General features: G+C 53.3%; 21 protein-coding genes. 15 read left to right on the forward strand and 6 right to left on the reverse strand.

The features are described 5' to 3' along the window. The first annotated feature begins 163 nt into the window (after window positions 1–163). From HBA55_RS21640 to HBA55_RS21650, 3 genes are all read left to right on the forward strand, one after another. Window positions 164–1,474, forward strand: a complete 1,311-nt coding sequence (locus tag HBA55_RS21640) for an Nramp family divalent metal transporter (RefSeq protein ID WP_166995772.1) — start codon at window positions 164–166, stop codon at window positions 1,472–1,474. A 123-nt stretch (window positions 1,475–1,597) separates the two neighbouring features. Further along, window positions 1,598–1,846: a helix-turn-helix domain-containing protein gene (locus tag HBA55_RS21645; RefSeq protein WP_166995774.1), complete on the forward strand. Its 249-nt coding sequence runs from the start codon at window positions 1,598–1,600 to the stop codon at window positions 1,844–1,846. Beyond that, window positions 1,839–3,077, forward strand: a complete 1,239-nt coding sequence (locus tag HBA55_RS21650; RefSeq protein WP_166995776.1) for a type II toxin-antitoxin system HipA family toxin — start codon at window positions 1,839–1,841, stop codon at window positions 3,075–3,077. The genes HBA55_RS21645 and HBA55_RS21650 overlap by 8 nt, the downstream gene beginning before the upstream one ends. Window positions 3,078–3,186: 109 nt before the next feature. On the opposite strand, the gene HBA55_RS21655 is transcribed toward HBA55_RS21650, so the two are convergent. Further along, entirely contained in the window at window positions 3,187–4,881 is a 1,695-nt protein-coding gene (locus HBA55_RS21655; protein ID WP_206019914.1) for a sigma 54-interacting transcriptional regulator, read from the reverse strand. Window positions 4,882–5,240: 359 nt separating this feature from the next. On the opposite strand from HBA55_RS21655, the gene HBA55_RS21660 reads away from it, so the two are divergent. The 12 genes from HBA55_RS21660 to pulA all read left to right on the forward strand — a co-directional run bounded on the left by HBA55_RS21660 (window position 5,241) and on the right by pulA (window position 21,133). Next, window positions 5,241–5,492 carry a phenol hydroxylase subunit gene (locus HBA55_RS21660; RefSeq protein ID WP_166995778.1) on the forward strand — a complete coding sequence of 84 codons (252 nt, stop codon included), beginning with the start codon at window positions 5,241–5,243 and terminating at the stop codon, window positions 5,490–5,492. A gap of 70 nt (window positions 5,493–5,562) precedes the next feature. Continuing rightward, window positions 5,563–6,567, forward strand: coding sequence for an aromatic/alkene monooxygenase hydroxylase subunit beta (locus HBA55_RS21665; protein WP_166995780.1), 1,005 nt, complete (start codon window positions 5,563–5,565; stop codon window positions 6,565–6,567). A gap of 29 nt (window positions 6,568–6,596) precedes the next feature. Further along, window positions 6,597–6,872 carry an MmoB/DmpM family protein gene (locus HBA55_RS21670; RefSeq protein WP_166995782.1) on the forward strand — a complete coding sequence of 92 codons (276 nt, stop codon included), beginning with the start codon at window positions 6,597–6,599 and terminating at the stop codon, window positions 6,870–6,872. 47 nt (window positions 6,873–6,919) lie between these two features. Beyond that, window positions 6,920–8,464 carry an aromatic/alkene/methane monooxygenase hydroxylase/oxygenase subunit alpha gene (locus HBA55_RS21675; RefSeq protein WP_166995784.1) on the forward strand — a complete coding sequence of 515 codons (1,545 nt, stop codon included), beginning with the start codon at window positions 6,920–6,922 and terminating at the stop codon, window positions 8,462–8,464. 14 nt (window positions 8,465–8,478) lie between these two features. Beyond that, window positions 8,479–8,838, forward strand: coding sequence for a phenol hydroxylase subunit P4 (locus tag HBA55_RS21680; RefSeq protein WP_166995786.1), 360 nt, complete (start codon window positions 8,479–8,481; stop codon window positions 8,836–8,838). A gap of 55 nt (window positions 8,839–8,893) precedes the next feature. Next, complete coding sequence (locus HBA55_RS21685) at window positions 8,894–9,955, forward strand: NADH:ubiquinone reductase (Na(+)-transporting) subunit F (RefSeq protein WP_166995787.1); 1,062 nt, start codon at window positions 8,894–8,896, stop codon at window positions 9,953–9,955. Between the two features lie 11 nt (window positions 9,956–9,966). Then, window positions 9,967–10,311, forward strand: a complete 345-nt coding sequence (locus HBA55_RS21690) for a 2Fe-2S iron-sulfur cluster-binding protein (protein ID WP_206019915.1) — start codon at window positions 9,967–9,969, stop codon at window positions 10,309–10,311. Window positions 10,312–10,323: 12 nt separating this feature from the next. Next, a complete protein-coding gene (locus HBA55_RS21695; RefSeq protein ID WP_166995789.1) occupies window positions 10,324–11,247 on the forward strand; it encodes a catechol 2,3-dioxygenase in 924 nt (307 codons plus the stop codon). Window positions 11,248–11,412: 165 nt separating this feature from the next. Further along, entirely contained in the window at window positions 11,413–12,864 is a 1,452-nt protein-coding gene (locus HBA55_RS21700) for a 2-hydroxymuconic semialdehyde dehydrogenase (RefSeq protein ID WP_166995791.1), read from the forward strand. Window positions 12,865–12,986: 122 nt separating this feature from the next. Further along, on the forward strand, window positions 12,987–13,772 hold the full coding sequence (gene dmpE, locus HBA55_RS21705) for a 2-oxopent-4-enoate hydratase (RefSeq protein ID WP_166995793.1): 786 nt from the start codon (window positions 12,987–12,989) through the stop codon (window positions 13,770–13,772). Window positions 13,773–13,797: 25 nt separating this feature from the next. Continuing rightward, window positions 13,798–14,589, forward strand: a complete 792-nt coding sequence (gene dmpH / locus HBA55_RS21710) for a 2-oxo-3-hexenedioate decarboxylase (protein WP_166995795.1) — start codon at window positions 13,798–13,800, stop codon at window positions 14,587–14,589. Window positions 14,590–14,908: 319 nt separating this feature from the next. After that, window positions 14,909–21,133, forward strand: a complete 6,225-nt coding sequence (gene pulA, locus HBA55_RS21715; RefSeq protein ID WP_166995797.1) for a pullulanase-type alpha-1,6-glucosidase — start codon at window positions 14,909–14,911, stop codon at window positions 21,131–21,133. Window positions 21,134–21,170: 37 nt separating this feature from the next. On the opposite strand, the gene HBA55_RS21720 is transcribed toward pulA, so the two are convergent. The 5 genes from HBA55_RS21720 to HBA55_RS21740 form a co-directional block, all read right to left on the reverse strand. Then, window positions 21,171–21,923 (reverse strand): GNAT family N-acetyltransferase, encoded by a 753-nt coding sequence (locus HBA55_RS21720; RefSeq protein ID WP_166995799.1) that lies wholly within the window; start codon window positions 21,921–21,923, stop codon window positions 21,171–21,173. Between the two features lies 1 nt (window position 21,924). Next, entirely contained in the window at window positions 21,925–22,374 is a 450-nt protein-coding gene (locus tag HBA55_RS21725; RefSeq protein WP_166995801.1) for a DMT family transporter, read from the reverse strand. Next, a complete protein-coding gene (locus HBA55_RS21730; RefSeq protein ID WP_166995803.1) occupies window positions 22,374–23,039 on the reverse strand; it encodes an NAD(P)H-dependent oxidoreductase in 666 nt (221 codons plus the stop codon). The genes HBA55_RS21725 and HBA55_RS21730 overlap by 1 nt, the downstream gene beginning before the upstream one ends. A 90-nt stretch (window positions 23,040–23,129) precedes the next feature. After that, window positions 23,130–23,741: a Crp/Fnr family transcriptional regulator gene (locus HBA55_RS21735; RefSeq protein ID WP_338109434.1), complete on the reverse strand. Its 612-nt coding sequence runs from the start codon at window positions 23,739–23,741 to the stop codon at window positions 23,130–23,132. A 9-nt stretch (window positions 23,742–23,750) separates the two neighbouring features. Next, on the reverse strand, window positions 23,751–24,650 hold the full coding sequence (locus HBA55_RS21740; protein WP_166995805.1) for a LysR family transcriptional regulator: 900 nt from the start codon (window positions 24,648–24,650) through the stop codon (window positions 23,751–23,753). Window positions 24,651–24,692: the final 42 nt, after the last annotated feature.

Raw genomic sequence — 24,692 nt, forward strand, 5'->3', positions numbered from 1 at the left:
TTTTCTCTCTGTATTACAGTGGCGCTAAACCACGGCCAGCACGGCCAGGGCGTTATTTCTCCTCCTTCTTATACTTATGTGGTGTGCGGCAGTTATTGTCAGGCAACACGATCGCAGGTATTAACCACAGATTGAGCCGATATCCAATAAGAGACTGCGATCTATGAAGAGCGACCAACCTCTGCAATCCGTTGCTACGGAACATTTGCCCTGGTGGCGCCAACTGAGTGTGCTGGGCCCCGGGTTACTGTTTGCCGCCACCAGCGTTGGCACTTCTCATCTGGTGCAGTCCACCAGAGCCGGGGCACTGTATGGTTTGGCGTTGATGGCCATTATCGTGGTCGCCAATATTTTGAAATATCCGGCTTTTCGGTTCGCCAGTGACTATTTTCCCGCAACCGGAACGACTCTGCTGGAAGCCTACCGGCGCCAGGGGCGTTGGGTATTGTGTGTGTACTTTCTGATTACCCTGACAACCTTGCTTTTCGCTGTTTCAGTTTTGGCGCTGATGTCTGCGGGTCTGATCAAAGTGGTATTCGTGCTTTCAATACCAGCACATTGGTTGGCCCTGGGCTTGATTGGTGTGACTGCGGCGTTACTGGTAGTGGGACACTATCAGACCCTGGAGCGGGTGACCAAGGCATTAGTATTGCTGATGATGGTGTGCACCCTGGTGGCCACCGTGACGGTGATTCCCGAGATTTCCTGGGAGGAGGGGATGCAGCTATTGCCAACTGACCTCGATATTGTGGGGTTGCTGTTTATTGCAGCGTTGATTGGCTGGATGCCTGTACCTCTGGACGCCTCCGTCTGGCAGTCTCTGTGGGCCAAGGCCAAAGCAGAAAGTAGTGAAAAAGCACCGACATTGGCTCAAAGCCGTTTCGATTTTAACTTGGGCTTTTTCGGTACCCTGGTGCTCGCCATTTGTTTTCTGTTGTTGGGCGCGGGTTTGATGCACGGCAAGGGGATTGAATTGCAAACAGGCTCGGCAGCATTTTCGGCACAGTTGATCAGCTTGTATCAGGGGGTGTTTGGCAGCAGTACCGGACCGGTTATTGGTCTGGCGGCGCTGGCGATTATCTATTCCAGCCTGCTGGCCCTGATGGATGCCTTTCCCCGAACCTTGTCATCACTGCACCGTCGCTGGCTCGATATCCCCGAGGCGCAGGATGACCACAAACTCACCGAGACGGATCCCTTTTACTTAGGTGTTTTGGTATTAATGGCGGTAGGAGCAGCGCTGACATACCGCTATTTTCTGACGTCGTTGACGGGGTTGATCGACCTGGCTGCCACTGTGGCCTTTATCACGGCGCCGTTGATTGCATACCTTAACCATAAGGCAATCACCGCGGAGAACGTGCCCGTTGCAAGCCGTCCAGGAGAAAAATTCAGACTGTTCAGTAAGGTATCCATTGCCATGATGGCCGGCTTTGCAGTCGGGTACCTATATTTGAGGTTCTGGTTGAGCTGACGGTATCTTTATCCGCCTGGCGTCCTCCAGTAGTCATCGAGAAATCATTACTTGATTGATAGGGGCTAAAATATTAGACTTTTTGGGCGAAATCCTTGAAAATGACTAATATTCTAGACCGTAATGAAGACCAAAAGACGTATTGAACCTCTGGGGCGAAACCTGGCCAAGGCACGCAAGAGGCACTACCCCCGGGATACCCAGCGAACCTTCTCCTTGAGAATTGGTGTATCTAAGGCTACCTACGTCAAAATGGAACAAGGGGATTTGTCAGTGGGTATGGATAAATACTATGCCGCTGCTGAACTGCTGGGGCTGACTGAGGGATTCGCGCAGCTGTTTATCATGGAGGAGAATATCCTCGATGGCTAAGCGGGTTGAAAGGTACGATCTTTACCTGAATACACCTCTCATTGAGCGGCTTAAGGTCGCTACCGTGGCACTACGGGAGGAGCACGGTGTCCTGGACTTGTTTGCTCTGCGCTATGAGCAGGATTATCTCAATCAGCCCAATGCTTTCGCTCTGGACCCGGTTCAGATACCGCTATCCAACGAAGATATTGTCTTGACCTGTCGAGCCGGAGGGCAGCCCGGTTTGCTTGATGATTACTTGCCCGACGGCTGGGGAAAAAAAGTTCTGTCGCAACTGACTTTTTATAAAGAAGGCAAGCGCATCAGTGAACAGAGTCCAATTGATCTTTTATCCAAGTTGGGTAGCAATCGCATTGGTGCATTACAGTGGGTGCCCAAGGATCAGCGGCCAGAGTATGGTCTGGGCGCGGATATTAGCCGGATTGCTGAAGCGGAGCAGACTGCTCAAGCGGTTGAAAAGGAGGAATACCGCGCACCGTCAACGGATGAGTACAGTTTGACCTATTTGGCCAATGCGGGTACAGGGGTAGGCGGTGCACGCCCCAAAGCGCTGATTCAGGAGAACGGTCGGGCGTTTCTCGCCAAGTTCAACTCGCTTACCCAGGACCAATACAATAATGCGCGGGTTGAACTGGCCTGTTTGAACATGGCACGGAACGCCGGCATCAATACGTCCACAGGCAAGGTCATCACGGGAATTAACGGTCGAGAAGTTCTCTTGCTTGAACGATTTGATGTGGTGACGAATGGTCGCCAACACCTGATTACAGCCAACGCGTTGCTAAAGGACAATCAAAATCAATGTGATCGAGGGGGGGCTTTCCGATACGATGACATTGAGCACTTCATCAAAGTATACAGCGCCGATCCGCAAGCCGATTTGGAGCAGCTGCTACGGCAGATGCTTTTCAATGCGGCTATTAACAATACTGATGATCATGAACGAAACTTCAGCTTTATCAATACCGGCGACGGATATAGGTTGTCGCCCGCCTATGACATGGTTCCATCCTTGGCAGTTGGCCAGTACCACGTGGCCGGTTATAAATACCAGACTTCACCACCAAGGCCCAGCGAAGTCAGTGGTAGAATATTTGGCCTTTCTGCCTCTAGAGTAAGCTGCATCTCTGAAGAAGTTCATAACGCTATTGAGCATTGGGAAACATTCTTTAAAAATGTAGGAGTGAGTGATGAAGACACGGAACAGCTACACAAGCACTTTCGACCCTAACGGGGTGTACTTACTTTTCCACAATTGCATTGGCCAATCCTGTAGGAGGGTTTCGTAGATGCGCGCAGCTAGGAGCTTGGTAAGCTCCCTTGAGACTAACAGCCGAGGTTCAATGAGCCGCTCCCGACTCTGCGCCGTTGCCTTGCTTTTTCAGGCGGTAAGCCAATTGCGGCCGGGTTAACCCAAGCATTCGTGCTGCGGAACTTAGATTGCCGTTGCTGCGCTCCACGGCCGTCTGCATCAGCCGGGATTCAATCTCGTCCAGGGAGGTGGAGTTGTCGAGCATGTCCTCCACAAAATTGTCCATAGATCGTTCAGGCAGGGGAGCAGCCGCAGTGGTTGCGCTGGCGGTTGGCGCTTGCGACGTGTTGATTTCGAGCCGGGGAAACAGCAGATCTCTCGAAATAGGGGTGTCGTTACCGGAGAGAATAACGCCCCGTTCAATCATATTTTCCAATTCGCGGATATTACCGGGCCAGTTGTAGTCGTTCAGAGCGGCTATGGCGTCTCTGGAAATCCCGGTGGTACGGCGTCCGTGACGGGCCGTGTATTTGTCCAGAAAGAACTTCGCCAGCAGGGCGATGTCTTCCCGGCGTTGACGCAGCGGTGGAATAATGACCGGGTAAATATTCAGTCGATAAAACAGATCGGCTCGGAACTTACCTTCGTCTACCGCTTTTTGTAACTCAACATTGGTAGCTGCGACCAGTCTAACATCGACTTTTCGGGTGCGGGTATCACCCACCCGTTCAAATTCACCTTCTTGCAACACCCTTAAGAGCTTTGCCTGTGCAGCCGCCGACAGCTCTCCTACCTCATCGAGAAACAGAGTTCCGCCATGGGCGCGCTCGAAACGTCCGGGGCGGGACTGTTGAGCACCGGTAAATGCACCTTTTTCCACACCGAATAATTCTGATTCCAACAGGTCTTCAGGAATGGCTGCACAGTTAATGGCGACAAAATTGTTCTTGGCGCGAGGGCTGATGCCATGCAGGGCTCTGGCGAACATCTCTTTACCAACGCCGGTTTCACCCAGCAACAAAACCGTGACGAGGCTGTCTGCCGCTTTGCGAAGAAGGTTGCAGGTTTGTTTGTAACTTTCAGATTCTCCCACCATACCTTCGAGAGAATCGGCGTCGTCGAGCGAGTAGCGCAGGTGTTCGACCTCCTGCTGTAACTGTATAATCTGATCAGCGACCCGGTCGGGTTTAAAGTATTTGAGATCTTCCTCAATGTCTTCCCAGTCTTCCACCGGCTTACCCAGTATGCGGCAGTGACTGTCGCCGCGACCGGTACAGGAGACTTCACGATAAAAAATGTCCTTGCCCATAATCGCACTGGTGTAGCCGCAAGCGTAACCGATTTGTTGCCAGCAAACCGGTTCGGTATGCATGCCGAAGCAGTCCCGGTGCATTTCGGATTCGTAGGAGTCTTCCCACAAAAATTCACCCATATAGTTGCCGCCGGCGATATCGATGCTGAGACGGATTGGGCTGACTTTAACGCTGCCTTCTACACTGTGTAACAACGGTCCCATGCTCAGTAGTTCTTCGTCAGAAGCCTCCGGCAATTGTCGGCGGGTTAATTCGGCATCCCGTTTGCCGGAGGCATAACCCATACGAGTCAATAACCCACGGGCACGTTCTTCGCCGAGAGTATCGATCAGTTCTTTGCGGATGGTGGCCATGGCATCGGCATGCAATAACACCATGCGATGCTGTTCGAGAGTAATGTGGCCCGGCTGTAATTGCAGTTGCAGTGGAATTGGCAACTCCAGGACTTCGCCCAGATTGACGTTAGTCACGAGATTCTCCCTCAAGCGCTTGGCTTTTTAATCGGCTTGGATGAGCCTGTCTTTAAAATTGTTTTTATCAAATCAATAAATCTACCTTTGCAAAAGGTCTGGAATCTGTCAAGGCGAATCTAATCTAATCATCAAATTTGATCATTTTAGAATAAAGGAGCCCGTGGTTAAGAGAAAAAAGACATGATGAAAACAACAAAACTCAACCAAATAATTAATGAATTGGTGAGATCAAGACTTTCCCCAAATCACCAATAATTATCTAAGTCTTTGAAATAAAGTGACTTTTCCCGTCTGGCACAGTTTCTGCTCTGTACTCCAATACGTTCGAGGCGAGAAGATATTGGAGAGTGAGCACCATGGCCACAGCAGCAGACACCCAACAGCAACGTTATGTCCATGTGCGCGAAATGCGTGGTGACGGTTTCGTTGAGTTCGATTTTTCCATCAATGACCCGGAGTTGTACGTAGAACTGATTTTGCCTGAGACGGCATTCTGGGAGTTCTGTTCATCCAATCGGGTTCATTTTCTCTCCGACAATCAGGCGGAAGTGATCGATCAGGATCGGGAGCAGTGGCGCGAAGCCAGTGCTCCACAGCTTCAGCAATAAATCAGAGAGCGACTTCAAAAGTTAGTTAACAGGCAGACAACCAATAAAGCTGTATCAAGGGGAGACACCTATGCAAATCGATATCAAAACCGCGGATGTGACGCCGTTGCGACAGACCTTTAAACATGTGCAAGAGCGTATCGGCGACAACAAACCCGCTTCACGATATCAGGAAGCGACCATTGCACTGCAACCGGAAGCAAATTTTCACTACCGGCCTTACTGGGATTCGGCTAATGAACTTTATGATAAAAATCGTACCGCCATTGTAATGGAAGACTGGTATGCGTTTCGTGACCCCCGCCAGTTTTACTACGGCAGTTGGACCATCGCCCGCGCCAAGCAACAGGATTCTACGGAGCGCAATTTCAGTTTTGTCGAACAGCGGGATCTGTTGTCTTTGATGAGCGACGAATGGCGTCAGGTGGTTGCGGATGTATTGCTGCCTCTGCGCCATGTGGAGTACGGAGCCAATCTCAATAACTATTACGTGACCTCTTATGGTTACGGCGCCGCGATTACCCAGCTTACGGCGTTTGCCGGTATGGACCGCCTCGGCATTGCCCAGTATTTGTCTCGTATCGGTCTTATTCTGGATGGTAATACGGGTGAACTGCTCAATCAGGCCAAGGAAGACTGGTTGCAGGCTGAACGCTGGCAATCATTACGGCGCCTGATGGAAGACCTGCTGGTGGTGGAAGACTGGTTCGAACTGCTGGTGGCACAGACGCTGGTATTGGACGGACTCCTGTATCCGCTGGTGTATGAGCGTATGGATAAAGCGGTTTCCGAGAACGGTGGTTCCTCACTGGCAATGCTGACTGAATTTATGTCCGAGTGGTTTGGTGAGTCCAAACGTTGGGTTGATGCCACTCTCAAAACGGCAGCGCAGGAATCGGAAGCTAATCGCGAGCAATTGCAGTCCTGGATCAACCACTGGCTGCCCAAGGTGGAAGCGGCGCTGTTGCCGGTTGCGGAACGAGTATTTGAGAGTGAGGCCGAAGATGTTTTGGAAGAGTTAAAAACTGAACTGAGCGTGCGCCTCAAAAAGAAGTGCACACTGGAACTGTCTTAATTCAAAAATCGAAAGTGAGGGTGATAACGATGTCGAACAACATGGTGTATATCGCATTGCAAAACAACGAAGAGGCGCGCCCCATTATTGAGGCCATCGAGCAGGACAATCCCAAGGCTGAAATCAATCACTTTCCGGCGATGGTGAAAATCGATGCTCCGGGGAGATTGGTAGTAAACCGGGAAACGGTTGAAGACCTGATCGGCCGTGATTGGGATCCGCAGGAGATACATATCAGTCTGGTGTCCATCTCCGGCAATGTGGATGAAACCGAAGATACCTTTACGCTGGAGCGCCGCGCGTAAGCGGTAAACCATTAGCACAGATAAAAACGAAATTTGAGGACTGAGCGATGAGTGCAAAGAAACTGGGACTGCGGGAAAAGTACAGCAAAATGACCCGCGATCTGAGCTGGGAACCCAGCTACCAACCCATGGAAAAGATCTACCCGCAAACGGAAATGGAAGGTCTGAAGATTGAAGACTGGGACAAGTGGGAAGACCCGTTCCGGTTAACCATGGATGCCTACTGGAAATACCAGGCAGAAAAGGAACGCAAGCTCTACGCCATTATTGAAGCCTTTGCGCAGAATAATGGCCAGCTGAATGTTACCGACGCGCGCTACATCAACGCCCTGAAGCTGTTTCTCAATGGCGTTTCGCCTCTGGAATATGCGGCACACCGTGGTTTTGCCATGGCCGGCCGGCAGCTGCCGGGTGTCGGTGCGCAGGTAGCCTGTCAGATGCAGAGTGTGGATGAATTGCGCCATGTGCAGACCCAGGTTCACACCATCAGTCACTACAACAAGTACTTTAACGGCCTCGATGATTTTCGTCACAAGCACGACAACGTCTGGTATCTGTCCGTGCCCAAGTCGTTTTTTGACGACGCCATGACCGCCGGTCCGTTTGAATTTATTACCGCGATATCCTTCTCTTTCGAGTATGTGTTGACCAATCTGCTGTTTATGCCATTTATGTCGGGCGCGGCCTACAACGGTGATATGGCCACAGTGACGTTTGGCTTCTCTGCCCAGTCCGATGAAGCCCGTCATATGACGCTGGGTCTGGAAGTGATCAAGTTTATGCTGGAGCAGCACCCGGACAATGTTCCCATCGTGCAGCGCTGGATCGACAAGTGGTTCTGGCGCGGATACCGTCTGCTGTCTCTGGTATCCATGATGATGGACTACATGTTGCCGAAAAAAGTGATGTCCTGGAAAGAAGCCTGGGAGATGTACTTTGTACAGAACGGCGGCGCGCTGTTTGAGGATCTGGCCCGCTACGGTATCCGTATGCCCAAGTACTGGGAGCAGACGGTAGCCGGTATGGATCACCTCAGTCATCAGACCTGGAACACATTCTACACCCATAACCACGCCGCCGCCTTCCACACCTGGATGCCGGAAGAAGACGAAATGCAATGGCTGGCCAGCAAGTACCCCGAGAGCTTCGACAAGTACTATCGCCCTCGCTGGGAGCACTATAAAAAGCTGGAGGAGGAAGGCAAAGACTTCAGCAACCCGTCACTGCCGATGCTATGCCAGACCTGTCAGATTCCCATGTTCTATACAGAGGCAGATGATCCAACCACCATCAGTTACCGGGTCAGCGAATACAAGGGAGACAAATATCACACCTGTTCCGACGGCTGCAAAGATATTTTCGACCACGAACCGGAAAAATACATTCAGGCATGGCTGCCCGTACACCAGATTTTTCAGGGCAATTGCGGTGGAGGCAGTCTCGAAGAAGTGCTCGATTGGTATCGCCTGAATCAAGGGGTGGAAAACGTGAAGTACCACCTTTCGGAAGACTTCAGCAACTGGAAGAAGTGGAAGGGGTTAGATCCGGAAACGGAGTCCGATGATGAACCTCGTCAAGTGTCCAACGGGTAAAGGGGAGAGCAGCAATGAGACAAGCAAGCATAAACGATTACCAGGGTGTGGCCAAAGATGCGCAGGAAAACTTCCACGGTAATCAATTGGTGTATATCGGATGGGACAAGCATCTGATTTTTTGCGCCCCTATTTGTGTACCACTGCCCCCGGATGCGCCTTTTGAGGTGATCGTGAAAGAAATACTGCCTGCGGCCTATGGACTCCACCCCGACTTTGAACATATCGACTGGAGTCATGTGGAGTGGACCGTGGATCAGATTTCTCATATTCCGGATATGCACAAGAGTCTTTCACAGAACGGTGTTGGTCACAAATCGGTGATTCGATTTGTCACCCCGGGCTTGAATGGCATTGGCGGTGTAGCGGCCTGATAAGCACCGTCAAGACAATTCTAACAACAGAGACAGACAAAGAGGTATTGCGGCAATGAGCTACGAAGTCACCATCGAACCACTGGGCGAAACCATCGAAGTGGAGGACGACCAGACGATTCTGGACGCTGCCCTGCGTGCCGGCATCTGGCTTCCCCACGCCTGTTGCCACGGATTGTGTGCAACCTGCAAGGTGGATGTTGTCGACGGAGAGGTGGAGCAGGGTGATGCCTCTCCATTCGCTCTCATGGATTTCGAACGGGACGAAGGCAAATGCTTGGCCTGCTGCGCCACACCCACCTCGGATCTGGTGATTGAGGCGGACATTGAAGAAGACGCCGATGCCGAAGTTCATCCGGTGGAAGATTATGCCGGTGTGGTGGTTGCCATTGAGGCTCTGACGCCCACCGCAAAATCCGTGATCGTAGAGTTGGACCGTGAGCTCAAGTTCCAGGCGGGACAATATGTGAATCTGCATCTTCCGGAAATTGGTCAGACTCGTGCTTTCTCCCTGGCGAATTCGCCATCGGAAAAGCGTCGGGTGGAACTGCAGATCCGACACATCCCCGGTGGAGAAGCCACGAGCTTTGTTCACCAGCAACTGAAAGTGGGTGACAAGGTGGACATCACCGGCCCTTACGGTCGCTTTTTTGTCAGACGTTCCGCAGATGCCGATGCCCTGTTTCTGGCCTGCGGAACGGGTATCTCCAGTCCCAAGTCCATGATCCTGGATTTGCTGGAGCAAGGGGATGATCGAAACATCAAACTGTTTCACGGCGCCCGCAACCAAACAGAACTCTATGATCGGGATCTGTTTGAGCAGTTGGCGGCGGACTTTAAGAACTTCCGCTACACGCCCGTGTTGTCCCAGCCCAATGGAGATCAGACCTGGGAAGGTGCGGTGGGTTATGTCCAGGACGTTGCTCAGTCACACCTGGAGAATGATTTTCGCGGGCATCAGGCTTACCTGTGTGGATCGCCCAATATGATCGACAGCGCCATTACCGTACTGATGCAAGGGCGTCTGTTTGAGCGGGACATTTACTTCGAGAAATTTATCTCTGCTGCGGATGCCGCACAACAGAGCCAGCGAAGCCCGCTGTTTAAATCCATTTAATGGAAGCCGTGATGATGCCACTTCATTGTAAAGTCACCCTGGATAACTACCGTGAAAGCTTCGACTGCCGTACGGGTGAGTCGTTGCTGCGGGGCATGGAGCGTCTGGGCCACAAGGGTATACCCGTGGGTTGTCGCAATGGGGGCTGTGGGGTTTGCAAGGTCCGTGTTACGCGAGGCGAATATGAGGTCGGCAAAATGAGCCGGGACCACGTCAGCGAGGATGAGCAGAATCAAGGGGTGGTGCTGGCCTGCCGCTGTCATCCACGCGGTGACCTGCAGCTTCAGGTGTTGGGTCATTTAACGCGGATTATTGAGAAGAGTCATAGTTTTAACAAGCAGAACGCTAATAACTGAGGAGAGTGTGTTATGGCACTAACAGGTGTATTACGCCCCGGTTTTATTCAACTGCGGGTACTGGATATGAAAGAAGCGCTGGTTCACTATCGCGACCGTATCGGTTTGGACGTGGTCAGTGAAGAAGCTGACGGCCGCGTTTACCTTAAAGCTTACGATGAGTTTGACCGCCACAGTGTCATTCTGCGTGAAGCCGACAAAGCCGGTATAGACTACGTCGGATTTAAAGTTCGTACGGAAGAGGAGCTGGACGGTTTTGATGCGGCACTGCGCGACTACGGCTTGCATACCGAGCACGTACCCGCAGACGAGCAACCGGGTCTGGGTCGCCGGGTCAGTTTCGAAATTCCTTCCGGCCATCGCCTGGATCTGTATACCGAGATTGAGATGTCAGAAAACGGTCCCATGGTGCAGAACCCGGATGTTTGGCACGAAGAGCCCCGCGGTATGCGCGCCATTCGCTTCGACCATTGTCTGTTATACGGTCCAAACGTTGCGGAGAACATAAAAATATTCACCGAAATACTGGGCTTTTCGCTGACAGAATACGCGGAAGGTCCCGACGGTGGAAAACTGGCGGTATTTCTGTCCTGCAGTAACAAGGCCCACGATATCGCCTTTGTGGAATATCCGGAAAAGGGCAAATTCCATCACGCCTCTTTCTTGCTGGAATCCTGGAACGATGTCGGTCACGCAGCAGACATTATGACTCGCTACGATATTTCGGTGGATATTGGTCCTACCCGACACGGTATCACTCGCGGTCGCACCATCTACTTCTTTGATCCCTCCGGCAATCGCAACGAAGTATTTGCGCTGGATTATCACTACTACCCGGATAATCCAACCCGTCATTGGGATGCCGATCAGACCGGCAAGAGTATCTTCTACTATGAGCGGCAGCTGAACGACCGCTTCCTGACGGTGGTGACCTAAAACTCTGTCTTCTGTGCGTGGGGGGATTTACCCAAATCCCGTAGGGTGGATTAGCGAAGCGTAATCCACCGTAAACAAGACACAGATTCAAAATCTGGTGGGTTACGGCTTCGCCTAACCCACCCTACAGATCATGATTGTAATTGAACAGTGGTGGGACGAACCATGAGAGAAAGTAAGCATTTTATCAACGGTGAATATGTGGGCTCGGTTAACACCATGCCAAACTTCAGTCCGGTTACCGGAGAACAGATCGGAGTGATCCACGACGGCGGAGAAACGGAAGTGGACCTGGCGGTAAAGGCTGCCCGCAGTGCGTTGAACAACGGTTGGGCCAATATGGAACTGAATGAGCGGGTAGCCTTGTTGCATCGCCTGGCTGACCGCATCAACGAGCGCTTCGACGAATTCCTGGAAGCGGAATGCGCCGATACGGGCAAGCCCTACAGCCTGGCTCGTCATGTGGACATTCCCCGGGGTGCCAACAACTTTAAAGTGTTTGCCGACATGGTCCGAAACGTCGCTAATGAATCGTTTACCATGCCCACGCCCGACGGCACCGGTGCCATTAACTATTCCATTCGCAAGCCCAAAGGCGTAATCGCAGCGGTGATCCCCTGGAACCTGCCACTGCTGTTGATGACCTGGAAGGTGGCGCCGGCGCTGGCCTGTGGTAACACCGTTGTTGTTAAACCGTCCAATGAAACCTCGCTGACCACCTGCCTGTTGGGTGAGGTGATGAACGAGGTCGGCATACCCAAGGGTGTATTCAACGTGGTTACCGGTCGCGGGCGCTCCGCAGGGGATGCGCTGGTTCGCCACCAGGATGTTGATGCCATCACCTTTATCGGCTCTACCGACACCGGCGAAAAACTGATGACGGCAGCGGCCGTCGGTGTGCGCGATGTGGCTCTGGAAATGGGCGGCAAAAACGCGGGAGTGGTGTTTGCCGATTGCGATATGGACAAGGCCATTGAAGGTACCTTGCGCTCCGCCTTTGCCAACTGTGGGCAGGTGTGCCTCGGCACCGAAAGGGTGTATGTCGAGCGTTCCATCTTCGACGAATTTGTCGCACGTCTGAAAGAGGGCGCAGAGCAGCTCAAGCTGGGTGCTCCGGAAGACGATTCTACCAATATGGGCCCATTGATCAGCGCCTCCCACCGCGATCTGGTGCTGTCCTATTACCAAAAGGCGGTGGAAGAGGGGGCAACCGTTGTTACGGGCGGTGGCATTCCCGATATGCCCGGGGAGCTGGCGGGCGGCAACTGGATTCAACCGACCATCTGGACCGGTTTGTCAGAAGACGCCGTGGTGATCAAGGAAGAAATCTTTGGCCCCTGTTGCCACATTGCACCGTTTGATACGGAAGAAGAAGCCATCGAACTGGCGAATAACAGCCCCTATGGTCTGGCTGCGGCGCTGTGGACAGAGAATGCTTCCAGGGCGCATCGCGTTGGCCAAAAGCTGGATGCCGGTACCGTATGGATCAACAGTTGGTTTCTGCGGGATCTGCGCGTGCCCTTTGGCGGTATGAAGCGATCGGGTATTGGTCGTGAGGGCGGCGAGCACTCGCTGGAGTTTTACACCGAGCTGCAGAATATTTGTTTGAAGCTGTAACGGCACAATTTTTCAATTTCACTGCAGAATCAAAAACTGGTGGATTACGGCTTCGCCTAATCCACCCTACGTGGTTGCCTGCAGTTGTATGAACAATAAAAGATAGCCTGAGAGGGGAAAACATGAACCAAGATAAAATCACTGCCCTGGGAGATGAACTCTACCAGGCGCTGTGCCAGCGTGAAGCCATCGCGCCGCTGACTGAGAGGGAGTCCGAGATTACTCTGGAAGATGCTTACTATATCTCAAAGCACATGGTTGACCGCCGTGTCGCTGCTGGAGAAAGTATCGTCGGCAAGAAAATCGGTGTCACCAGCAAGGCGGTCCAAAACATGCTGGGCGTACACCAACCGGATTTTGGTTACCTCACGGACAAAATGGTGTTCGCCGACGGCGACGAGATGCCCATCAGCGAGCAGCTGATCCAACCTCGTGCTGAGGGTGAAATCGCATTTGTTCTTAAAAAAGACTTGATGGGACCCGGCGTAACCAACGCCGATGTCCTGGCGGCTACGGAGTTTGTACTTCCGTGTTTTGAAATTGTCGATTCACGTATTCAGGACTGGAAGATCAAGATTCAGGATACCGTCGCCGACAACGCCTCTTGCGGTCTGCTGGTGTTAGGTGGCCAGGCCATTGATCCTCGCAAGGTGGATCTGGCGGTTGCCGGTATGGTGGTGGAAAAGAACGGAGAGATCATCAGTACTGGTGCCGGTGCCGCCGCGCTGGGTTCTCCGGTCAACTGTGTGACCTGGCTGGCCAATACCCTGGGGCAGTTTGGTATTCCATTAAAGGCAGGTGAGCTGATCTTGTCGGGTTCTCTGGTACCACTGGAGCCGGTGGTCGCAGGTGACTATATGCGTGTGGATATCGGCGGTATTGGCAGCGCCAGTGTGCGTTTCAGTTAATTCTATTTAAACAGGAGAGCAGGAAATGACGGCACTCACCAAAGAACAAGTGGCCGAACTGGCAGCCTATCTGGAAAACGCCGAACTGGAGGCCTACGAGGTCACCAAGGTCACGGATCAATACCCGGAGATGGATTTTGAAGACGCCTACAATGTGCAGGATGAAATCCGTCGGCGCAAGATCGAACGCGGCAATAAGATTGTCGGCTATAAAGCCGGCTTGACTTCGCGGGCGAAAATGAAACAAATGGGTGTGGAAGAACCCTGCTACGGATTTCTCGCCGATTACTTTCAGCAACCGGACGGAGCCGAGATTGATACCAAGAGTCTGATTCATCCTAAGGTGGAAGCGGAAATCGCGTTCGTGACCAACAAACCACTGCGCGGACCGGGGTGTCATGTAGGCACGGTGATGGCTGCAACCGATTTTGTGATTCCAGCGGTGGAGATTATCGATTCCCGCTACAAGGATTTTCGTTTCGATCTGGTCAGTGTGGCCGCTGACAACTCCTCCTCATCCCGCTTTGTGTTGGGTGGCCAAATGGCCGATGCCGGTGATGTGGACCTTCGCAACATCGGTGTGGTTATGGAACGCAACGGCGAGATTGTAGAGGTGGGAGCGGGCGCCGCGGTATTGGCCCACCCCGCCAACAGCGTGGCCTGGCTGGCCAATGCCCTGGGTGAGCGAGGAGAGGAGATTCCAGCAGGCAGCTTGATTTTGACTGGAGGCGTAACCGCCGCCGTGACAGTGGAGCCCGGTGACAGTGTTACGGTTCGCTACCAGGGGCTGGGGACAGTCGGCATGCGGTTTATTTAGCACGTGCGATGTTCATGGTGGATTACGGCTGCGCCTAATCCACCCTACGCCAACTCTATCCTTTTAATGACAAAGTAGAACTGATTAGCCATATTATAATCGTCGGTGGCCTGAGCAACACCGGCGGACCTGCCGCATGAATACGTATGCAGTCGATTGCCTTCAATAGTCGTGATTGACTAATCTATCCCTCATTCAAATCTTCAACGTATCTGATTTACGGTAGTGCTCTATGCACCACCGGGGGCGACCTATTGCCCAGAATTTGACTAAACAATAATTACATTAAATAAAAACTACGCTAGGGATGTTGCTGATCATGACCAAACCTGTATCAAGGCTCTGGGGGCCTTTGAGTTCATTTGCGTTGCCACTGTTCTTTAGCTGCTCTGCTGCGACGCTACACGCCGCTGATGATGACGATCACTATCTGGACCGAGACGTCCGTGACGATGTCTTCTATTTTGTGCTTCCGGACCGCTTTCACAACGGTGATCGCAGCAATGACACCGGCGGTATAGAAGGGGGTCGTGAGCAGCACGGCTTTGATCCCGAGGACAAAGCCTACTACCACGGCGGTGACCTACAGGGCTTGGCAGAAAAGCTACCCTACTTGAAAGGGATGGGTATTACGGCCGTCTGGTTAACTCCGATCTTCAAGAATGATCCCGTCAATAACGGCTCGGCCGGCTACCACGGATACTGGACGCTGGATTACACTCAAATCGATCCCCATCTTGGGGGTAACGAGTCACTGCAGACGTTGATCGATCGAGCCCACGATATGAACATCAAGATATTCTTTGATGTCGTGATCAATCACACGGCGGATGTTATCCGTTATGCGGAATGCCACAACTCAGATGGCAGTTTCCCGCAGGGGCTGTCGGCCTGCTCCTACCGTGACTCAATGCAGGACGCCTATACACCCTTTATTCCCAGCGGCGATGAAAACGTCAAGGTGCCTGCCTGGTTAAACAATATGGATCACTACAACAATCGTGGTGACAGCACCTTTGCCGGTGAATCCTCCATTCTGGGTGATTTCTTTGGGCTCGATGACCTGGATACTACCCAGCCGCAGGTGGTAGAGGGCATGACCGAGCTGTTTATGCACTGGATCAGTGAATACAAGATCGATGGTTTTCGGGTTGACACCGTCAAACATGTCGACATGGATTTCTGGAAACAGTGGACTCCGGCGATCAAGGCTCACGCGGAGTCTGAGGGCATACCCAATTTTTTTGTTTTCGGAGAGATTTATGACGGCAATCCGGTGAATCTCAGCCGCTACTCAACGGAAGGGGAGTTATCCGCTTCTCTGGATTTTGGCCTGTATTACGCTCTCAAGGATGTTTTCGCCAATAATCATGCGCCATCGCGGCTAAATGATATTTTTGCGCTCGACGACTGGTATACGGATCGCGATAGCGATGCCAGTTTTTCGATGAACTTCGTCAGTAACCACGACGTTGGCCGCTTGGCTTACGAAATTCGCAACGCCAATCCGGGAATTTCAGATCAAGATTTATTGGCACGATTGGAACAAGCCTATGCGCTGATATATTTTGCCCGTGGTATTCCAGTCGTTTACTACGGAGACGAGCAAGGATTTGTCGGTGGCGGCAGTGACCAGAACGCCCGAGAGGATATGTTTCCCAGTCAGGTTGATGAATACAATGACCTCGATCTGGTCGGCACCGACTACAGCACCGGGGTGAATAATTTCCGGCGCACCCATCGCCTCTACAGAAGCCTGGGACTCTTTGCCAGACTTCTGAAGCAACACGAGGGTTTGCGTCGCGGACAGCAGATGGTTCGTTATGCCAGCGATGAGCCGGGGATACTCGCGTTTTCAAAGATCGATCAAGGGCTGGAGTATCTGGTTGTTCTAAACACCAGTACGGATAGCAAAAACGTGAGTCTTGAGGCTACGGCCGACCGCTATCGCAAAATTTATCCGACACGTGATCAGGTCAAGACGATAGACAATAGCTTACAGCTGAGTGTTCAGGGCTTGTCAGTGTCCATCTACATGGCTGCCGATGAACACAGCGCTCCCAATATTGAATCCGTAAACCTGGTACTGGACAGCAGCCGAAAGGCCAGTGGGCGCACGCCCATTGCCGCTGATGTTTCCTGGGTGACATCGTCGGTTTTGCCGATGACCAGTGTGACCTTTGAGGTCAGCGTCGACGGTGGCGAGTATCAGCACGCCGGCACCGATCATAGCCCCGACTACAATCTTTTCTTTAATGCTGACGACTATCCCCAAGGTTCCCAACTCAGCTTTCGGGCGCGGGCGACCGATCAGAGTGGTAATAGCCTGATCAGCGAAGCGGTTGCCGTCGAGGTGGGAGTGAACCCGGGGTTGGAGGTGATGTTCAGCAAGCCATCCGACTGGGGTAACGACATCAAGGTCTACTATTGGAACGCCGAACCCGCACCGGGAGTCAGCTGGCCGGGTGTTGAAGCCGAGTCTTTGGGTAACGGCTTGTATCGCTATCAGTTTCCGGACAACGTCAGCGCCGCCAACCTGATTTTTAACGACGGTAATGGCCAACAGACTGCGGATTTGTATCGGGATAGCGACGGCTGCTTTGTTGATAGTGGTTGGCAGGACGGGTGTGAATCTGAGCCCGAACCGCAAACCGGCCCACTGCAGGTGTTTTTCAAGAAACCGGCCGAATGGTCTAGCGGTATTAACATTTATTACTGGAACGCCGATCCCGCAGACCCCGTCAACTGGCCCGGCATCCCAGCCGAAAGCCTCGGAGACGACTGGTACAGCTTCGAATTCTCCGACGAGGTGGCCAGTGCCAATGTGATTTTCAATGATGGTAGCGGTAATCAAACCGCGGATCTTTTCCGCGATACCAGCGGCTGCTTTGTGGACAATGGCTGGCAGGACAGCTGCGATACCCCCGAACCGGGTTTGGAATTGTTTTTTCATAAACCAGAAGGCTGGGGCGAAGAGATCAGCGTCTACTACTGGAATGCGGACGGAGCACCCGCCGTCAACTGGCCGGGTACCGGCATGCAAACCATGGCCGATGGCTGGTATCGCTACGAATTTCCGGCCGGCGTCACCAGCGCCAATGTGATCTTTACCGATGGTCAGGGTAACCAGACCGCGGACCTGTACCGCGACAGCGGCGGTTGTTTTGAATCCGAAGGCAGCAGCTGGTCTGATAACTGCGATGTTTCGCCGTTGGCCAACGTTAGCGGTGCCCGTGCTCACTGGCTCAGCCGCGACCGCATAGCCTGGAAGACGACCGGCAGTGACGCAGTGAGCTATAAGCTCTACAGCGCGGCGGCCGCTAATCTGGAAATTGCTAACAACCAGATCGTCAACGCCGATGTTGAAATTGATCTCTCCTCCGGTTCCAGTTTTTCAGAGGCAACGGCGGACAAATTCAGACACCTGGCCGACTGGCCCGCATTTGCGCTGAATCTGTCGGATGCGGAAATCGCCGCAGCCCTGAAAGGGGAAATCTGGGCCGTGGCCCTGGACAGTGAAGGCCGTGTCAACGAAGCGACTCGCGTTCAGTTACCAGGGGTCATTGATGAACTGTTTAGCTACAGCGGGCCGTTGGGGGTAGACACTGACAGTGGCGTCACTCTGCGTTTGTGGGCACCCACGGCTCAGCAAGTGGCGTTAAAGATCTACGATGCCGATTTCAATCTGCTGTCCACGGAACAGGCGGTTGACGTCAGCGACGGAGTTTATCGGTTTATTGGCAACAGCAGTTGGATCGACCAATACTACCGCTACGAAGTCACCGTGTTTCACCCTGAAACCGGAGCAGTAGAAACCTACGAAGTCACTGACCCCTATTCGGTCAGCCTCAGTCAGGACTCCCAGTTCAGTCAAATTGTGGATCTGCGCAACGACGCGGAAATCAAGCCACTGGGTTGGGATTCCTTACAAAAGCCGTTGCCCGCGCAAGCAAATATCAGCGTGTATGAAGGACATGTCAGGGATTTCAGTATCTCCGATCCCTTGGTGCCTGAGGAGCATCGCGGCACCTATCTGGCGTTCACCTATAACGGCCAGAATGGTCAGCCCCTGTCACACGGAATGTCTCATCTTACTGCTTTGGCGAATGCCGGTCTCACGCACCTGCATCTGCTGCCGGTGAATGACATCAGTTCGGTCAAAGAAAACCCGGACGATCGAGTGGATTTGGATGACCCTTACAGCCGACTGTGCGAGAAGGTCGCCACCGCCAGTGTGCAGGCGGGTTGCGAAGCCTTTGCCGATGTCACCATCCGCGAAGCCTTTGAAATGCTGAAGGCGGACGATCCCACCACGGATCTGATTCAGGCGATCAACTATGATCAGCGCACGCAAGGTTTTCCTTCGGTGGACGGCTTTAACTGGGGTTATGATCCCTACCACTTCCTGGCGCCTGAGGGCAGCTACGCCACCGATACCAACGGTAAACAACGGGTACTGGAGCTGCGCGAAATGGTGCGAGCGCTGAACGAAGTAAACCTGAAGCTGGTTGTGGATGTTGTTTTCAATCACACCTCGGCCTCCGGACTTTGGAGTAACTCCGTGCTCGACAAAGTGGTGCCCGGTTATTATCACCGTTTAAATGCACTGTCAGGAACAGTGGAAACCTCCACCTGTTGCGACAACACGGCCGCTGAGCACACCATGATGGAAAAGTTGATGGTGGACTCTATTATGTTGTGGGCACAACACTACAAGATCGACGCCTTCCGTTTCGATCTGATGGGCCATCATCCCAAATCGGTGATGGAGAATATTCGAGCGCAACTCGACCAGCTGACCCTGGAGCAGCACGGTGTTGATGGCAGCAATATCTATCTCTACGGTGAGGGTTGGGACTTCGGCGAAGTGGCGGGTAACCAGCGATTCGATCAGGCGACCCAATTCAATTTGGCGGGAACCGGCATAGGTACGTTTAACGATCGTCTAAGAGACGCGGTTCGCGGCGGCAACTTTACTGATCGGGGCCGAGCGCAGGGGTTTACCAACGGTAACGGCACGTTCGATAATGGTGTGGTCGAAGGGGCCAGCACTCCCGGCGACCAAGCGGATCGTATTCGCATCGGTCTGGCCGGCAATCTGCAGGACTACCCCTTTGTAGACAATGGCGGCAATCTCAATACCGGCTTGAACTACTCCGGAGTGGGGTATAACTCGGACCCCCAGGAGAACGTGGTCTACATCGACAAACACGACAATGAAACCCTGTGGGACAATACTCAGGCAAAACTGCCGGACTGGACTGATATCGACTCTCGTGTAAGAGTGCAGTCCCTGGGGCACGCCATTGTCAATTTCTCCCAAGGCATTCCCTTCCATCAAATGGGCACCGATCTGCTCAGATCAAAGTCCATGGATCGCGACAGCTTTGACTCCGGTGACTGGTTTAACAAAGTCGACTTTACCCTGGAGGATAATAACTGGGCGGTGGGGCTGCCTTCGGAGGACAAAAACGGCGATCGCTGGGATGTAATGAGGGATATTCTCTCCAACCCCAATATCGATCCTGTTGCCGAACACCTGCAGGCTGCCACGGCTGTGTTTCGCGATCAGCTGGCGATTCGCTACAGTTCGCCGTTGTTCCGCCTGGATAACGCCGAACAGGTCAAGCAGCGTGTGGGTTTCTGGAATACCGGTTCCGAACAGCTGCCGGGATTGATTACCATGACCATTAGTGATGGCGCCTGCAGCGACGGCGATTTTGACCCACAGTACGACGGTATTGCTGTGATCTTTAATGCAGACGATGAGGCCCGGAGTGTGACTCTGGAGGCGCTGGCCGGCATGCCAATGTCTCTGCATCCGGTTCAGGCCGGAGGCAGTGACTTGACGGTTCAACAGGCCAGCTACGATTCGGCGAACGGAACCTTTGAGATCCCGGCACTGACCGCTGCGGTGTTTGTGCAGGCTCAAAATGGATCGCAGGGCGAGTTCCCCTGTAATCCCAGCCACGGTCTGGTCAAGGAGCCGGGTTTTACGACCTACTTCAAAAAACCGGACCATTGGACCGAGGTTAATATTTATTACTGGAATGCCACGCCCTCCGCGCCTGCGGTCAACTGGCCCGGTGTGCCCATGGAGGATCTGGGCGAGGGCTGGTATGCCTTTACTTTTGCCGATGAAGTGACGGCTTCGAATCTGATCTTTAACAATAACAGCGGCGAGCAAACCGGTGACCTCTACCGCGAGGGCGACGGTTGCTTCGATTACACCGATTCATTTTGGACGGACAGCTGCACCTTGCCCGGTCTGAAATTCTGGTTCGAGAAACCGGCCCACTGGAGCGACAATATCAACCTCTACTTCTGGGGCGCAAGTGTCTCAGGACCCGGCTGGCCGGGCGAGGCGATGGAGAACCTGGGTGACGGTTGGTTCTTTTATCAGATGCCGCAAGGTGTCCGGGAAAGCAATCTGATCTTCAACGATGCCGACGGCTCGGGCGAGCAGACTTCGGACTTGTTCCGCAGTCGCAATGGTTGCTACTCTCAGGACGCTGGTTGGGTGGAGACTTGCACACTGCCCTGACGATGATCTGACCAAGCCTGATCTATCCTGTGATCGATCAGGCTGGTGGCACCCGCTGATAGTTACGAATCGTGAACAGAGAAGTAAACCCCAAGCGATCGTACAGCGGTTTGCCCACAACAGAGGCCTGTAACGTAATCGCCTCGCCACCCCGAACGCGACACCGCTCAATCAGGATTTGCATCAAAGCCAGGGCGATACCTTGCCCCTGATAGTTTGGATCCACGCCCACCTGGTGAATGCCGATGACCGGCGCAGTCTCAAATAACAGCCCTGTTGCTACCGGTTCACCCTGGAGACGGGCCAGAAGCACCTGAGCACTCTCGCATTTCAAGACGTTACGAATTGCGTCGGAATCAATCTGATAGCCAAACGCAGCGCTGCCGATACGCACCCAATGGTTGAGTTCCTCGTCGCTGGCAATCTCTGCAACCTGCAGTTCGATTGAGGGTACCAAACTCTCGGTGGGCATAGGCAACGCCATAGCCGTTTGACTGAAGGTGGCTTCGAGACCGCTGGCAATCAATTCCTGCTCGAACACTGCCGGGTGTGCAGGGTTGCTATCCCAAACCGGAATGATTGCTGTTGCCGGAACACGCTTGGCAAAATCCCTGACCGCTTCAGGTGCTTTGATTTGCGTTCCCCAGTCGAGCCAATGCCGATGGGGCCAGCTTGCACACACATTAAGCTGCTGCAATGAATAATCATGTGACTCTCGCAGTCCCATCTGTTTCCACAGACGGGTCAGGTTATCGATATTGAGTTGTTTGATAGGCTCCAACGCCAGCATGTCAGGACTCCAAATCCAGATTGACAAGAACAATGCCCGCTATCATACACAGCAGGCCAATCAATTTGATATGGGTAACGGGTTTAGCAGGAAGATCAAACCAGCCCAAGTGGCTGCAGAGTGTCGCCACCAGTATCTGCCCGCTAAGCGCAAACGACATCATATTGCCCACCCCCATTTTCGGGATCAGAAAATAGAAGAGGGCGACCCCGAAACTGCTCAACACGCCGCCGGTCCAAAGATGCGTCGGCACCGCTCGAATCACCTCAAACGACGGATACTGCCGCGTTGACACCAGTACCACCATCAAGGTCAATACTGCGCTGGCCGTGAAGGCGATGGCGGTGCTCATCAACGCGTTGTCCAACAGAACGCCGAGTCGGGCGTTCATACCGGCTTGCACGGCAATGGCAGCACCGGCCATCATGGCCAGCAGACCCAGGCTGGACATCACTCGCGTCCCACCACCAGTTCGTCGACGCCGAGACGGACTTTAGGCTGCTGAGCCAGTGCATCCCCGTGATCTCGGACTCCCAGTGCGATCAAAACGGTGGTGGTTAAGCCTAAATCCGCCAGGCCCAGTACCTGGTCAATTCCCTTTGGGTTTATGCCTCCGATTGGGCAGGCATCCACTCCCAGCAGGGCAGCGCTGGTGAGCAGATTGCCCAGAGCGACGCAGGCCTGTTGATGGGCCCATTGCTGTTGCTCAGCCGTGCTCATGCCCGCCAGGGCGGTTTTCATATGATCCAGCATGCCCTGCGGAATGGGTTCTTCGCGAACCCTATTGGCACGCTGGGCATATTGATCGACCGTGTGATCTCCGATGCAGGTCTGCGCCGCCAGTACCAGCAGATGTGAGCAGTCAGCGACTTTTTCCTGCCCCATGGCATGGGGCACCAGCTGTTGGCGCAGAGCCCGATCTTTGAGCAGCAGCGCTCGATAGGGTTGTAAACCGTAGGAAGAGGGGCTCAGACTCAGCGCCTCAAGCAGCGGTTGTATCTGAGCGTCGGTGAGTGTGGCGCCGCTGAATGCTCTCACTGCGTAGCGCCAGTTCAAGGCTTTAGACAAGGTGGCAGCGGGGTCTATTGGCTGAAGGGTTGGGTTTCCCTGGGGCATGGTGTGTGGTCTCCGATGGCGTTTCAGTTGGAGCCATCATAGGACTGCGCCCGCCACAGGGCATTTACATAGGTTGATAAAAGGCCCAATTCAGGTTTTTTTTCGAATGCGGCTGAGCTGAGTGGGCGTGATGCCCAGGTGCGAGGCAATATGGTATTGCGGCAAGCGTTCAGTGAGCCCCGGAAAATCCTGCAGAAAGCGCTGGTAACGCAGGGCGGCATCCTCCTGAACGATCTCCACCTCTCGGGCATCTTTATCCAGCAGCCAGTTCCTTTCCAGATAGTGGATCTGGTAGAGCATGAGGTCTTGACGCTGTTGCAACAGATCCCTGAAGCCCTGGTGATCAATTTCCACCACCAGGCTGGCTTCCAGGGCATCAACGGTAAACCGGGAGGGTTGAGACTTTAGCAAGGCGGTCATGGATCCGGGAAAGCTACCTTCCTCAAAGAACTTTTTGTTGTATTCGTTGCCGTTGTCGTCGGTGACAAACACTCGCAACAACCCCGTGTACACGTAGGCAAAATGCGTTGGCAGTTCTCCTATGGGATAGAGAATCTCACCTTTTTCCAGGCGACGACAGCGGCAAATGGCTTGCAACTGCGAGCGAGTCTCGCTGCCAATCGGGTGATACCCAATCATCGTCTGGTGCAGTGCCTCTAGAGCGCTGGACTCCAAAGGGGTCATGGTTTTCTGTTGCTTCACAAAACAGCCTCAAAAATAATGGGATATCGCCAGATAGCGGGCGCGGATATGCTCGATCAACAGCTTCACTTTATTCGGCAGTTGACGGGTAAAGGGGTACACCGCATACACCCCCAGCTTCTTGCCGACCTGCTCCGGAAACAAATCCACCAGCTGGCCATTGCGAATATCGTGGTAAACCAGACATCTTGGTACATAGGCAATGCCGTATCCTCCCAGTGCCGCTTTGCGCAAGGCGGTGGCATCGTCGGTGGAGAAGGACCCCGAAACCCGAACCACATAGTCACCGCTTTTGGCCTTGAACTGCCATTCGCTGGCACCGGTGGTCTGGTAGGCATAGCGCAGGCAATTGTGGTCGACCAAATCCTCCGGTTTTTGGGGTTTACCGTTGCGGGCGATACAGGCGGGTGAGGCACACACCACCCACTGGGAATCGAGAATATGACGGGCGATCAGACTGGAGTCCTCAAGATAACCCGTTCGAATAACCAGGTCGTAACCGCCTTCGATCAGGTCGACAAAGCGGTTATCCAGAGACATATCCACGCTAAGCCCGGGGTGGTTGTTACAAAACTCAGCAACCGCTTCAGCCAGAATCAAATCACCGGAAATGGTGGGCACGGACATCTTGATGTGACCACTGATATTCTCGCCAAAGCCAGATACCGCATCCACGGCCTCGGAGGTGGCCTGTTGCACATGCCTGGCGCCCTGGGCAAGGGCTTTACCGGCCTCGGTGAGGGTCAATTTGCGCGTTGTTCGATATAATAGCTGCACGCCCAATTCCTTCTCCAATCGGGCGATTCGCTTGCTGACGACGGAATTTGTCAGGCTGTTCGCCTCTGCAACCCGGCTAAAACTGCCCAATTCCACCACCTGTGAAAACAGGATCAGATCATCTGCATGCATCAGATTATGCCGTTTCTGGAACTAATCATTTTCATTATTTCC

It is taken from the genome of Pseudomaricurvus alkylphenolicus, assembly GCF_011683955.1.
GTDB lineage: Bacteria > Pseudomonadota > Gammaproteobacteria > Pseudomonadales > Cellvibrionaceae > Pseudomaricurvus > Pseudomaricurvus alkylphenolicus.